Annotated in this window: 11 protein-coding genes; 8 read left to right on the top strand and 3 right to left on the bottom strand. The window is 60.6% G+C overall.

Annotated features, from left to right (window positions below; genetic code table 11):
• Nucleotides 1-196: 196 nt before the first annotated feature.
• Nucleotides 197-1,240, bottom strand: coding sequence for an XdhC family protein (locus ACTNBB_RS07790; protein WP_441057657.1), 1,044 nt, complete (start codon nucleotides 1,238-1,240; stop codon nucleotides 197-199).
• Between the two features lie 9 nt (nucleotides 1,241-1,249).
• Nucleotides 1,250-2,044, bottom strand: a complete 795-nt coding sequence (gene yqeB / locus ACTNBB_RS07785; RefSeq protein ID WP_427727163.1) for a selenium-dependent molybdenum cofactor biosynthesis protein YqeB — start codon at nucleotides 2,042-2,044, stop codon at nucleotides 1,250-1,252.
• Between the two features lie 102 nt (nucleotides 2,045-2,146).
• Here yqeB and yqeC point away from each other — a divergent pair, with 102 nt between their 5' ends.
• On the top strand, nucleotides 2,147-2,884 hold the full coding sequence (yqeC, locus tag ACTNBB_RS07780) for a selenium cofactor biosynthesis protein YqeC (RefSeq protein ID WP_441057653.1): 738 nt from the start codon (nucleotides 2,147-2,149) through the stop codon (nucleotides 2,882-2,884).
• 113 nt (nucleotides 2,885-2,997) lie between these two features.
• Here yqeC and ACTNBB_RS07775 read toward each other — a convergent pair whose 3' ends face one another.
• Nucleotides 2,998-3,588 (bottom strand): nucleotidyltransferase family protein, encoded by a 591-nt coding sequence (locus ACTNBB_RS07775; protein ID WP_441057650.1) that lies wholly within the window; start codon nucleotides 3,586-3,588, stop codon nucleotides 2,998-3,000.
• Between the two features lie 267 nt (nucleotides 3,589-3,855).
• Between ACTNBB_RS07775 and ACTNBB_RS07770 the strand changes: the two genes are divergently transcribed.
• The 7 genes from ACTNBB_RS07770 (at nucleotide 3,856) to ACTNBB_RS07740 (ending at nucleotide 12,561) form a co-directional block, all read left to right on the top strand.
• The gene (locus ACTNBB_RS07770) at nucleotides 3,856-4,509 is read left to right on the top strand and encodes a helix-turn-helix transcriptional regulator (protein WP_427717686.1); all 654 of its coding nucleotides are present in this window, start codon (nucleotides 3,856-3,858) and stop codon (nucleotides 4,507-4,509) included.
• A 121-nt stretch (nucleotides 4,510-4,630) separates the two neighbouring features.
• Nucleotides 4,631-5,320 (top strand): hypothetical protein, encoded by a 690-nt coding sequence (locus tag ACTNBB_RS07765; protein ID WP_441057647.1) that lies wholly within the window; start codon nucleotides 4,631-4,633, stop codon nucleotides 5,318-5,320.
• A 397-nt stretch (nucleotides 5,321-5,717) separates the two neighbouring features.
• On the top strand, nucleotides 5,718-6,140 hold the full coding sequence (locus tag ACTNBB_RS07760; protein ID WP_441057644.1) for a hypothetical protein: 423 nt from the start codon (nucleotides 5,718-5,720) through the stop codon (nucleotides 6,138-6,140).
• Nucleotides 6,141-6,320: 180 nt separating this feature from the next.
• Entirely contained in the window at nucleotides 6,321-6,533 is a 213-nt protein-coding gene (locus ACTNBB_RS07755) for a YlcI/YnfO family protein (protein WP_329962082.1), read from the top strand.
• 4 nt (nucleotides 6,534-6,537) lie between these two features.
• Entirely contained in the window at nucleotides 6,538-9,783 is a 3,246-nt protein-coding gene (locus ACTNBB_RS07750; RefSeq protein ID WP_441057641.1) for a helicase-related protein, read from the top strand.
• Nucleotides 9,780-10,553: a DUF4391 domain-containing protein gene (locus tag ACTNBB_RS07745; protein WP_441057638.1), complete on the top strand. Its 774-nt coding sequence runs from the start codon at nucleotides 9,780-9,782 to the stop codon at nucleotides 10,551-10,553. Before ACTNBB_RS07750 ends, ACTNBB_RS07745 begins: the two co-directional genes overlap by 4 nt.
• Nucleotides 10,546-12,561: a site-specific DNA-methyltransferase gene (locus ACTNBB_RS07740; protein ID WP_441057635.1), complete on the top strand. Its 2,016-nt coding sequence runs from the start codon at nucleotides 10,546-10,548 to the stop codon at nucleotides 12,559-12,561. Before ACTNBB_RS07745 ends, ACTNBB_RS07740 begins: the two co-directional genes overlap by 8 nt.
• The last annotated feature ends 1 nt before the right edge of the window (nucleotide 12,562 follow it).

Below are 12,562 nucleotides of genomic sequence, written 5' to 3'. Positions count from 1 at the left end.
TTGAGGACCAGGTCTTCGGCGTTCATGCTGCCCCCATCATCGCGGTCTACGGGGTCAACGATATGGCACCGTGGGGACACATGTATGTCAATCCTGGTCTAACAGAGCCTTTTTTAATCCCCGTCCCAGAAAAATCATCGAGCAGGCAGGGTAGCTAAAAGAGCCCCGTCCCAAATTAGCTACCCCTGGGATGCGACTAGCGCTTGCGGGGGACGAGCTTGGTGCGACGCAGATGGATCATCTCGGCGGCGATGGAGATGGCGATCTCTTCGGGGTCCTCGGCCTGAATGGCAACGCCGATCGGCAGGTGCAGCTCGTCGATCTGGTCCTGCGTAAAGCCCTCCTGCTCCAAGCGAGCCCGCACAAAGGCCGTCTTGCGGCGCGAACCCAGGCAACCCAAATAGGCGGGCTTGGCGCGCAAGGCCTGAATCACCACATCGATATCGGACTTGTGGCCCGCCGTGGCGACGACTACCAGATCGCGCGGACCGATGGGGCATTGCTCGTCCAGGTTCTTGTAGTCGACCAGACGACGGTCGTAGACGCCGGGTACCCATTCGGGCGTCAACGTGCCGGGGCGGTCATCGCACGCCACGACGGCAAAGCCCGCCGCCGTGAGCACGCGCGCCGTCGCGGCGCCCACGTGACCGCAGCCAAAGATGTAGGTCAGGCCCTCGGGGCAAAGCGTCTCGATGTGCGCCGGGGGAATCTCGGAGGCGGCGTTGGTGTAGGTGACCTTACTCCCCTCTTCCGTCAGCGAAAGCCCGGGGCAACCCACAATGGTGCGGCGCGACTCCTCGCCATGGTATTCGGCAGCGTCGCTTTCGAGCGCGCTTGCGATAAACGGTTCAAAGTCGATGACGAAGTCGCCGATGCGTCGATACGCCAAGACGTCGGCAACCGACTGGAACAACGGCGCCCGCGATACATCCAGGTGCAGATAGCACAGGCAGATGGCTCCGCCGCAGATCATGCCGGTATCGGAGTTCTCGCCGCCCATGGTGTAGCGGACCAGACGCGATTGCCCTGCGGCCAACAGCTCGCGCGCCTCGTCCAGCGCAAGGAGCTCAATCTTACCGCCGCCGATGGTGCCCGCTTGGCTGCCATCGGCAAAGACGGCCATCCAGGCGCCCACGCCGCGCGGCGATGACCCTGCCGTGCCGGCAACTACCACCAGCTCGCACGTCTTACCGGCCTTCAGAGCGCCAAGCGCAGCATTCACCACATCGAGCTTTTCCATCGTCGCTTCCTATCCCCTAAAAACGTCGGTGAACATGGCGAGCGCCTCGAGTACGCCGCCGCCGACCGACGTCGCCTTGTCCGAAATATAGTTGATATAGCTGGCATCGCCGCGCGGGTCGACGTCGGCGCATTTAAAGCCCTCGGTCACCAGAACGCCGTCGGCCAAAAGGCCGCGCAAGCAGCCGTCAATCTGCGTGACCATGGGAGTGTCGCCCGCATACCCGATCACATCGCCGGCACTCACGATGTCGCCAATCACATGGTCGGACCTAAACACGCCGGCGGCGGGGCTGTGGATAACGCGCTCCCTGCCATAGCCGGCGATGACACCCGGCACGCCCGTATTGGGCTGGGGCGAGCCCTGGGTGATGACGCGGCCGAGGAAATGCCCGCGCATGGTCTCGACCACGGCATCGCAATCGACCGGCGCGGTAAAGCCCGGTCCTACGGCGATGACGACAGGCGCCATATCGCGCGTGGTGCCCAAGTTGCGCTTGGCCAGGATCGCGTCGACCACAGCAGCGGGCTTAAGTTTGCCGAGCATCTTGGCCTGGGGATCCACCACAACGGCAACATCTCCGGCCTGGGTAATTGCAAGCGCCTCTGCCGGCGTCTGCGCCAAGCGAGCGCGAATGCCCTCGACCTGAACCTCGCCCAGGCGAATGGCCTCGCAAAAACTGATCGTGCGACGGATACACGTGGGAACCGCGATATCGGCCATGACAACCGACACGCCGGCGCGCACCAAACGGGCGGCGACGCCCGTGGCGATATCGCCGGCGCCGCGAACATAAACGAGCATTTTCGGGGCACCTCCCTGTGCTACGGTTTGAGCAGAGCAAAAGCGGTTCGACCGCTACTCTGATGATTATTTATTATCACAGTATTATACGGCGGTGAACAGATGGAAACGACGAGCGGAAACCTTGCCTCCGCGCTCAAGCTCGAGCCGGGCATCACCGCAACTATCGGCAGCGGTGGCAAGTCGACCTTGCTCAAGGCGCTCGGCCTTGAGCTTATGCGCGCGGGCGGCCGCGTGCTCCTCTGCACCACCACGCATATGTTTCCCGTCGCCGGCGTGCCATGGGACGGGTCGAGTCGTCGCCTGGACGCCGCACCTTGGAAGCCGGGCGCCTCACATGTCCCCGGTTGCACCTGCGAGGCCTGCACGGGCCTTGCGCGGGGAAGCATCTGCCAAGCAGGTGTCTTGGACCCCGAGACGGGCAAGCTCTCTGCCCCCGCCGAGCCGCTCGGCGAGCTAGCACAGCGCTTTAACTACGTCTTGGCCGAGGCGGACGGCAGCAAGCGGCTCCCGCTCAAGGCCCACGCCGCCTGGGAGCCGGTGATTCCCTCTGGCACGGCCAACATCGTCTGGATCGTTGGCGCCTCGGGGCTCGGCAAGCCCATCAACGAAGCCGTCCACCGCCCCGAGCTCTTTTGCGAGCGTTGCGGCTGCGAGCCCACCGACATCGCCACGCCCGAGCGCGTCGCCCAGGTGCTCAATGCCGAGATGCAGGCGCTGGGACTCTGCACCGCGCACATCATACTCAACCAAGTCGACGCGCTCAGCGACCCCACGATGGCCGACCGCTTTGAGGCTGCCCTCGGCCGCCCCGTCGTCGCCACCACCCTCCAGGGGTAGCTAATTTGGGACGGGGCTCTTTTAGCTACCCCATGTTGAGAGAAAAATCATCAGGTAGGCAGGGTAGCTAAAAGAGCCCCGTCCCAAATTAGCTACCCTGACGGCACCCCCTGCTAGCGGGGCACGTAGCAGGCCGCAACGTGTTCTGAGACGCGGCGCTGGCCCTTGGCGGTGTCGACATCCCACAGCTCGTAGGCACGCGCCTCGACCAGCACCACGTCGGTGCGGTTCTTGAGAATCGAACCGCCGCCGTCCTTGCCCTCAAGACACATAAGCGCATCGAACAGTTCCGCCGGAAAGAGCACCGGGCTCGAAGGCTCACCGTTGCACGCGAGACGTACCGGATGCTTGCTGCCACACTCGTCAAACGCGCGAACCATGGCCTCAAAAGAATCCGAACTCACGAGCGGCTGGTCGCCCGGCAAAAAGAGGCAACCTTTCCAGTTGCGTTCGACTCCCCACGAAAGGCCCGCACGGACGCTTTCGCTGCGCAGCTCGCCCTCGTGCAGCGCGCACGGGCAATGCTTGTCCTCGCAAATCTGAGCAACCTCGGGCCAACGCGTCGAAACCACAACGTCAAAGCCCCGGGGAACCGAATCGATGGTCCGGGCAATCAGCGGCTCGCCATAGATATCGGCAAGCATCTTGTTAGAGCCAAACCGCTTGCCCTCGCCCGAAGCCATAATGACGCAACCAAGTTTCATGGCGATACCTCCCCTGAAGCCATCGTACCCATAACGCGCGTCGCGGGGCATCTACATCGAAAGCGCTTATCCCGCACGCCCACGATGCAAAAAGGGGGCACCCCGCCGGTTGGCAGAGCGCCCCCTTTACATGGCTTACCTCAACCCGGCTTTAGGCCTGGAACCAACGGACGGCGTTGCGCTCATAACGCAGCGGCACTTTCGTTATTTGCGAACAAGTGGGGTTTATGGCAAAGTGTGCCCAAACTAATTTTTAGGAAGGCACCCATGACCCCCGCACAGATTGAGTTTTATAAGCGCCTTGCACACGGCCTGGCGCTCCAGTTTGGCCCCAACTGCGAAGTCGTCGTCCACGACCTGGAGACCGAGGACGTGGACCACTCCATCGTGGTAATCGAAAACGGCCATGTAAGCGGGCGCAAACTGGGTGACGGTCCCAGCCATATTGTGTTTGAGTCCATGCACGAGGACACCACCGACGTGCACGACCGCGAGCCATACCTCACCAAAACCGCCGATGGCAAGCTGCTTAAGTCCTCGACCATCTTTATCCGCAACGACGAGGGCAAGCCTGTCGGCATTTTGGGCATTAACTTTGACATTACGCTCATGAAAGCTTTTGAGCGCTCGCTCGATGCCTTTACCGGCACCGACGGCACGGGCTACACCGAGCCCGAGCCCATTACCAAAACCATCGGCGACTTGCTCGAAGATCTGCTGCGCGAGTGCGAGCAATACGTGGGCAAGCCCGCAGCCCTTATGACCAAAGATGAGCGCATTCGCGCCATTGGCTACCTCGATCGTCGCGGCGCCTTCCTCATTTCCAAGTCGAGCGAACGTGCCTGCGAGTTCTTTGGCATCTCTAAGTACAGCTTCTATAGCTACCTCAACGAGGCAAAGGCTGCCGCCGGCGACAAATAGTCAGTGCGCCTGCGCCCCTCCCCTTTTGGGCGCGAGTTCTGGAATGCACGAATCCAAGACTCGGCCGCAAGGCAAGTTCCATATAATCGATGAAATAGACAGTTCGAAAGGATGGAACAAGATGGGGTCGAGCAACGCATCGCGCAACGACCACGGAGGCTTCGCTTCTGCCGCCAGGCATGCGAAACGCGCGTTTGACGAGGGCGAAGACGATCTGTTTGCGTTGAGCCTCGACGACGTGATGAGCGATCGCCCCTGGACCGCCGACGAGCCCATGAGCGGCAAAACCCATTCGGCAGGCGATCCTTCCGAGACGGCATCGTTTATCGCCGCGGCGCAGCATCTTGCGCCCGAACCGCGCGTTGCAGATCTCGACGACTTTGCGACCCGTCAGTTTGCCTTCGATTCCTGGGCTGATGCCGATCTGGACGAAACATCTGCCGGCGCGCCGACGCTCGGCGAGCCGGTAAATCCGCTTGTCGCCGCGTCCGCTTCCGAATACGAGCCGGACGACCATGCGCAAGCTATACCCACATCCTCATACACCGATAGCCACACTGACAACGACGATTATTATGGCGACTACTACGCCGCGGAAGAGGCGCCGCGCTTTTTGGATTTCAATCCAGTAGCAAAGATTATCTTTATAGCGATCGTCGTGGTGCTGTTTGGCGTCATTGCGTTTGAGGGATTCCAGCTGTTCCGCAGCCCCGTCGAGTCCGAATCGGCAACGCAGCAAAAAGAGGACGAGAGCAACGACTACCTCGACGTCAACAACCTCAAGGGCGACCCCAACGACGGGGACGAGTAGCGGGGGCTGAGGGCGGCTGAAGCGTCCATATGTAGCACCAGCTTCTACGTGCTGTTTTGTTATCCAGTTACACTTTTCCAGATGTTGAGACCGTCAGATTCGACACTTTTCCGTACTTTTGAGGTGCCGATTTCGACACTTTTCCGTACTTTTATAAGGATGATTTCGACACTTTTCCGAATGTTGGCCGAATAATTGCCGCGTAATCAAGCGCCGTCTGCACATCATTTCGCAGGCGACGCTTGATTTGTGTCCGCGCGTGCTGATAGACTCCATCGTGCCCGCAAGGAGCGGGCGCGTTTTATCCAGAGTCGGGGTAGAGAGTTGGCTCCACGATCCCGATGCCAACCGGCCAAGAGGCACGGTGGCCCTGCCAACATCGATGAAAGGAGTCCGTATGGACAATTTCTCCGTGCGCAGTGAGCGCAACTTCCACAATCTGGCAGCCAAGCCAAAACGAATGCATCTTCTGGACAAGCCGAGCGGCTATGCCTCGGCCATGGTCAAGAGCAGCCTCTCCCACCAGATGCGCTTTACGGTGCAGGTACTCGAGGAAGAGCTCTGTGCTGCCGGCAATCCGCACGTGCTGCAGATCAAGCTGCTCGGAGACGACTCGCGCGAACCGTCCAGCTGGAAGCTCTTTGCCGACGGCACGTGCGCTGCGGACGGATCTGGCACCTTTGCCCGTGAGTGCTTCTGCGAGGGCGCTGAGGTGTTTTTGGACCTGTGTCGCGACGCCGTGTGCGCGGCAGAACTGCGCCAGTGGAGCCAGAGGGAGTATGAGCTGTTGAGTGCGGCCCGCGGGATTGCGGGAGTGTAGGTGGGCACACCTACCACGCGATCCCGCGATAACGCCGTTAATCAGGTTGTCCCTACCTGACTCTTTGATTCCATGCCTGACCATATTGCCGTTCACCCGTTCGCCTCAACAGTCGCCAGCAATGCAACGCTATAATGATGCAAACGCATTTGTATTGCATTTCGAGCGATGGGAGCGCAGATGCCCGACAGCTACAAGGAGCTCATCAAGAGCAATCCCGACGAGACCGAGATCAGGAGCTTCCTGGTGAACGGCGACCAAGTCTCCGTGACCCTTCGCATCCCCGACACCCTGCGCGACGCCGCGAAGGAGGAGGCGGCCCTGCGGGGCATGAGCTTCTCCGCCTTCGTGCGCACGTGCATGATCGAAGAGCTCGCGAAGAAGGGGGCATAGAGGCGTGAAGTCGCTAAACAACGTCGGCGCCGAGCGCCTGGGAGACGCCCTCGGCGAATCCATCGACGACGGGGCGAAGCTGTCGATAATCAGCTCTTATTTCACCGTGTTCGCCTACGGGGAGCTCAAAGAGGAGCTCTCTAAAATCGACGAGGTGCGCTTCCTGTTCAGCGAGCCCACCTTCATCAAGCGTATGGCAGACTCGAAGGAGCCACGCGAGTTCGAAGTCGCCCGCCGAGCACGCGAAGTCGGCGTCGGTGGCTCGGGGCTTGAGCTCACGTTGCGAAACAACCTCAACCAACGCGCACTCGCCCGTGAATGCGCCGAATGGATCCGCGAGAAGGGCGTTTTCAAATCCGCCAAGCTTGCCGGCTCCATCCAGCCGGGCGGCACATACGTTGTGGAGAATCCCTCCGGCGACGACCATGCCTTCATGGGCGCCGCCGCTAACTTCACACAGGAGGGCCTCGGCTACGAGCGCCGCCCGGGAACCGTTACCTGCGTGAGCCACTTCGAGAATGCAACGGAGGCCATCGGCCTCAAGATGATGTTCGAGTCGGTCTGGGACAACCCCGCCATGGTCGAGGAGGTCACCGCGCAGGTGGCCGCCCAGGTCGAAACGCTCTACCGCGAGAATCCGCCCGAGTTCGTGTACTTCCTAACGCTCTACCACCTGTTCCGCGACTTCATGGAGGACGACGAGGACAACGGCATCCGCCCCGGCCTCAAGTTCGAGGAGTCCGTGGTCTGGAATAAGCTCTACGACTTCCAGAAGGACGCCGTCGTGGGCGCCATCCGCAAGCTGGAGAAGTACAAGGGCTGCATCATCGCCGACTCGGTGGGCCTGGGCAAGACCTACGAGGCGCTCGCCGTCATGAAGTACTACCAGGAGCGCAACGACCGCATCCTCGTGCTGTGCCCCAAGCGCCTGCGGGACAACTGGACCCTGTGGACCCAGGACAACGACGACCGCAACCCGCTGGCCGACGACCGCTTCAGCTACACGGTGCTCAACCACACCGACCTGTCGCGCTACCACGGCATGAGCGGCGAGGTGGACCTCGAGCACCTGCGCTGGGGTCACTTCGACCTCCTCGTCATCGACGAGAGCCACAACTTCAGGAACAAGAGCACCGACGCGGACAAGACCGACCGCTACACGCGCCTCATCGAGGACGTCATCAAGTCAGGCCAGCGCACGAAGGTGCTAATGCTCTCGGCCACCCCGGTGAACAACCGCCTGCTCGACTTACGAAACCAGATCGAGCTCATCACCGAGGGAGACGACGCGTACCTCGCCGACACCGATGGCATCCCGTCGATCACCCACGTGACGCGAGTCGCCCAGCAGAGGTTCAACGAGTGGAGCAAGCTCTCCGACTCCGAGCGCACGACCGAGAGTTTCGTGAACGCGGTGAACGCCGACTACTTCAAGCTGCTCGACGTGCTGACCATCGCGCGCAGCCGCAAGCACATCACGAAGTACTATGGCGCCGCGAGCGGGACCTTCCCGGCGCGCCGGCCGCCCCTGTCGTTCCAGACGCCCATCGACCTAGAAGGCGAGCTGCCGCCGATCGCCGAGCTCAACGACATGATCGCCCAGCTCACGTTCGCCCAGTACCAGGTGCTCTCCTACGTGCGCGCCGACCAGCGCCGCAAGTACGAGGACCGCTACGGGGACACGTGGGGTAAGGACTTCGAGAGCCAGGTCCATCGCACGACGGCGGTGGCCAACCTCATGCGAATCAACGTCCTCAAGCGCATGGAGTCCTCCGTGAACAGCTTCCGCATCACGCTGCGCCGCATCCTCGACGGCTGCGTCGACCTGCGCTCAAGGCTCGATAACGACGCGTCGGGGGTCGCCTACGGCACCGAGGGCCTCGAGGACGGGTTCGACGACGACGATGCCGAGGAGTTCGAGGCCGGCGGAAAGGTGCGCGTCGACCTGCGAGATGTCGACGCCCTGCGCCTGGGTCAGGACCTCGACTTCGACATCCAGGTGCTCCGGGCCCTGCTCGCCTACGCCGACGCGGTGACCCCCGAGCGCGACGCCAAGCTCGTGAAGCTGCGGGACTTCATCGCGGGCAAGGTCAGCGAGCCGTACAACCCCGGCAACCGCAAGGTGCTGGTGTTCAGCGCGTTCGCCGACACGACGGCCTACCTCTTCGAGCAGCTGGCGCCCTGGTTGAAGCGCGAGCTCGGCATCGAGTGCGCCGAGGTTGCGGGCAGCTCCAACCGGACCTACTCGCTGAAGCTCCCCAGGACCACCTTCGAGAACATCCTCGCAAGGTTCTCTCCCGTCTCCAAGGAGCTGCCGGAGAATCAGAGGGAGCTCGGCGAGATCGACGTCGTCTTCGCCACCGACTGCATCTCCGAGGGCCAGAACCTGCAGGACTGCGACTGCCTGGTGAACTACGACATCCACTGGAACCCCGTGCGCATCATCCAGCGCTTCGGGCGCATCGACCGCCTTGGCTCGAGAAACGAGCAAATCCAGCTGGTCAACTTCTGGCCGGACATCGCGCTCGACGAGTACATCCAGCTCGAGGGACGCGTGAAGGGGCGCATGGCGCTGCTAGACGCGTCGGCCACCGGCGAGGAGAACGTGCTGGAGGCCAAGAGCAACGGCGAGATGAACGACCTCAAGTACCGCCGCCGGCAGCTCCAGCAGCTCAAAAGCGAGGTACTCGACCTCGAGGACATCTCGGGCGGCATCTCCATCACGGACTTCGCCTTCGACGACTTCCGCGTGGAGCTCCAGCGCTACGCCAAGGAGCATCCCGGCGCGCTGGAGAACTCGCCGGCGGGACTGCACGCCGTGGCCCCCATCCCCGGCGATCTTCGCGGCGACGTGAAGCCGGGGGTGGTTTTCTGCCTCAAGCAGAACGACGAGGGAAACGACCCCAGGGACACGAACCCCGTCTTTCCGTACTACGTGGTGTACGTGTCGGCCGACGGCGAGGTCATGACGAAGCACACGCAGCCCAAGCCAGCGCTCGACATCATGCGCGCCGTCTGTTCTGGGCATCCCGAGCCCATCGCCGAGCTGTGCCGCGAGTTCAACCGCGAGACCCGCGACGGGACGAGGATGGGCGTCTACACCGACCTGCTCGACGACGTGGTGGCGGCCATCACGGGGACGCAGCAGGACAAGGGGATCGAGAGCCTGTTCAGCCTGGGCGAGGTCGGCAGCGGCACCGTCATGGGCTTCAATGACTACTCACTGGTATGTTTCGTGGTGCTGCGATGAGTGGCGTCGACTGGAACGGCGTCCTGCGCCTGCCCGACGCGGCGCTCGCCGGATGCCGCCGTATCCCCAAGACGGTTCTTGTGAAGCAGGCTATGCTCACCAAGACCGAGCAGAAAAGGCTCGACAAGGTCGCGCGCCTAGAGCACTTCGCCACGGTCCAGAAATCCACGACGCGCATCCCGCCGTACGAGGATGACGATCGCAATGTGCAGAGCATTGTCTTCCTTCGCTGCGAGATGGCAGCCGGGACCATGGCGGTGGCGGAGGTGGCGGAACTTGTGCACAAGTGCTTCCCGAACCCAACGGTGCTTCTGATCGAGGCGAGCGGTTGCGCGTGCGTGTCGGTCGCCCTCACGCGGAGAAGCCAGGCCGAGCAGGGCGCGACGGTCGTCGACCGAATCGAGGCGACGGGCGCCTTCGACCCGGGCCGCCCGGAATATGCGGACTTCCTGGGCGCGCTGGCCTTCGGGCGGCTCCCGCAGGACGATCTCTGGGAGTACCTGCTCGACCTGTCGCGCGCCGTGACGCTGTCCCGTGCAATCGGCGGCCTGGGGTTCTACCCCAGCTGCCCCGCCAAAGATCGGGAGAAGCTGATTGTCCTCACGTCGCGCTACGATGAGTTGGGAGCCTCCGTCAAGCGGCTGAAGGAGCAGCGGCGGTCGAAGGACATAACGCTCAATGACTCCGCGAAGCTGAGGATGAAAATGAAGGAAGAGGAGCGGCGCCTGAGGGCGGTCGCCGATGAGATAAAGGAGATCTGCAATGGCTGACATCGAGAAGGTGGACCTCGAATCGGAAAACCTGGTAGACGACCGCCTGAACAAGCTCAAGGAACTAATGCCGGAGGTATTCACTGAAGGCGGAATCGACTTCGACAAACTGAGGCTGGAGCTTGGCGACAAGGTCGACGAGGGCCAGGAGCGCTACGCCTTCACGTGGCCCGGCAAGGCCGATGCCATCCGCCAATCGCAGACCGTAAGCACCGCCACATTGCGCCCCTGCGTAGAGAAGAGCCGCAGCCGTGATGGCGAGGATGGCTCCTTTGACTCCGACAACATCTATATCGAGGGCGACAACCTCGAGGTGCTGAAGCTGCTGCAGCGTGGCTACCATGGCAAGGTCAACATCGTTTATATCGACCCCCCATACAACACCGGTCATGACTTTGTCTATAAAGACAGATTCGGTGATTCTGTTGGCAACTATAAAGAGCAGGCCGGTCTTGTAGGCCAGTCAAATGCGGACACCAATGGGCGCTTCCACTCCGACTGGTGCTCAATGATGTACCCCAGGCTTCGATTGGCAAGGGAGTTGCTCGCAGACAACGGTGTCCTTTTTATGAGCATCGATGAGGCTGAAGTAAGCAATCTTAGAGAAATCGCTGATGAAGTGATGGGTCCTGGTAACTTCATTGCTCAGATCATTTGGTCTGGCGGCCGTAAGAACGACTCTAAATACATCTCGGTTTCTCATGAATACGTAATCTGCTATGTCAAATCGATCGACTACTTCAAAGAGCACTCAATTAAATGGAGAAAGAAAAAGCAAGGCTTGGACGCCATTTACGCTAAGGCTGACGAGCTTAAGGCTGCATACGGCGCTGATTATGCAAGGATGACGGCAGAGCTGAGGGCTTGGTATAAGTCGCTTTCCGATGATGACCCCGCAAAGGCACATAAACACTATTCTTCAATTGATGAAAAAGGAGTTTATTTTGCGGATAACATTTCCTGGCCGGGCGGAGGCGGACCGAAGTACGAGGTGCTTCACCCTCTGACCCACAGGCCTGTTGCTATTCCTTCAAGAGGATGGCTCTTTGGAACTCCCGAGAGAATGCAGGAAATTATAGATCAGGATCTCGTCGAATTTGGTCCTGACGAGACTAAAGTGCCTTGCTACAAGCGTTACTTAAAGGACACAGAAACTGAGGCGCCCTATAGCGTTATCTATAAGGATGGTCGTGCGGCCTCAAAGCGGCTAGCCTCCCTTATGGGCGACAAAGTTTTTGATAACCCTAAGGACGAAGATGTAATTGCCGAGCTGTTGTCTTACGTTGACGCAGACGACTCCATGGTCATGGATTTCTTCTCTGGATCTGCGACTACCGCACATTCCGTAATGATGAGAAATTCTCAAAACGGCGGTAAGCGCAAGTTCATTCTTGTTCAGCTGCCTGAGAACCTGGACAGCCGTTTGAATTCCGCCTCGAAACAGAGTTCTAAGCAGGTCATCGAGAACGCAATCGCTCTATGTGATTCATTTGGAGAAGAACATTCCATTTGCACCATCGCCGAGGAACGCATCCGCCGCGCAGGCGACAAAATCAAAACCGAACTCGAGGAATCCAACCGTCAACTCAAGCTTGGTGAGGAATCCAAGCGGCTTCCCGACATTGGCTTTCGTGTGTTCGAGCTTGACGATTCTGGTATTGAACGACCTGAGCCTGGTCAGCTTATGCTTGATGTGGTTAAACCTGACCGCACTGAACTTGATATCGTTTTCGAGATGATGCTCAGATGGGGCCTCGAGCTCACGCTACCCGTTGAGAAATCCGACGCCGCTGGCTATCCCATCTGGTCCGTCGCGTGCGACGAGCTCGTCTGCTGCATGTCCCGAGGCCTCACTATCAAGGCACTCGAGGTCATCGCCGACATGGAGCCCAGGCGCGTTCTCATCCTCGACTCCGTCCTCGACGACACCCTCAAGCTCAACGCCGTGCAGATCTTCAAGCACGCCGGCGAGCGCATGGGCTACGAGATCGAACTGAGGACGGTCTAGC

Origin of the sequence: Collinsella sp. HCP28S3_B9, assembly GCF_052066095.1 — a bacterium.
In the GTDB taxonomy this organism is placed as follows: domain Bacteria; phylum Actinomycetota; class Coriobacteriia; order Coriobacteriales; family Coriobacteriaceae; genus Collinsella.
The sequence above is the reverse complement of the archived record's forward strand: the minus strand, read 5'-3'. Positions and strand labels throughout refer to the sequence as shown.

Coding starts and splice junctions, on each gene's coding strand:
- ACTNBB_RS07760 (WP_441057644.1), top strand. CDS start 5,718: ATGGACAATTTCTCCGTGCGCAGTGAGCGCAACTTCCACAATCTGGCA.
- yqeB (WP_427727163.1), bottom strand. CDS start 2,044: ATGCTCGTTTATGTTCGCGGCGCCGGCGATATCGCCACGGGCGTCGCC.
- ACTNBB_RS07790 (WP_441057657.1), bottom strand. CDS start 1,240: ATGGAAAAGCTCGATGTGGTGAATGCTGCGCTTGGCGCTCTGAAGGCC.
- ACTNBB_RS07755 (WP_329962082.1), top strand. CDS start 6,321: ATGCCCGACAGCTACAAGGAGCTCATCAAGAGCAATCCCGACGAGACC.
- ACTNBB_RS07740 (WP_441057635.1), top strand. CDS start 10,546: ATGGCTGACATCGAGAAGGTGGACCTCGAATCGGAAAACCTGGTAGAC.
- ACTNBB_RS07745 (WP_441057638.1), top strand. CDS start 9,780: ATGAGTGGCGTCGACTGGAACGGCGTCCTGCGCCTGCCCGACGCGGCG.
- ACTNBB_RS07770 (WP_427717686.1), top strand. CDS start 3,856: ATGACCCCCGCACAGATTGAGTTTTATAAGCGCCTTGCACACGGCCTG.
- ACTNBB_RS07765 (WP_441057647.1), top strand. CDS start 4,631: ATGGGGTCGAGCAACGCATCGCGCAACGACCACGGAGGCTTCGCTTCT.
- ACTNBB_RS07775 (WP_441057650.1), bottom strand. CDS start 3,588: ATGAAACTTGGTTGCGTCATTATGGCTTCGGGCGAGGGCAAGCGGTTT.
- yqeC (WP_441057653.1), top strand. CDS start 2,147: ATGGAAACGACGAGCGGAAACCTTGCCTCCGCGCTCAAGCTCGAGCCG.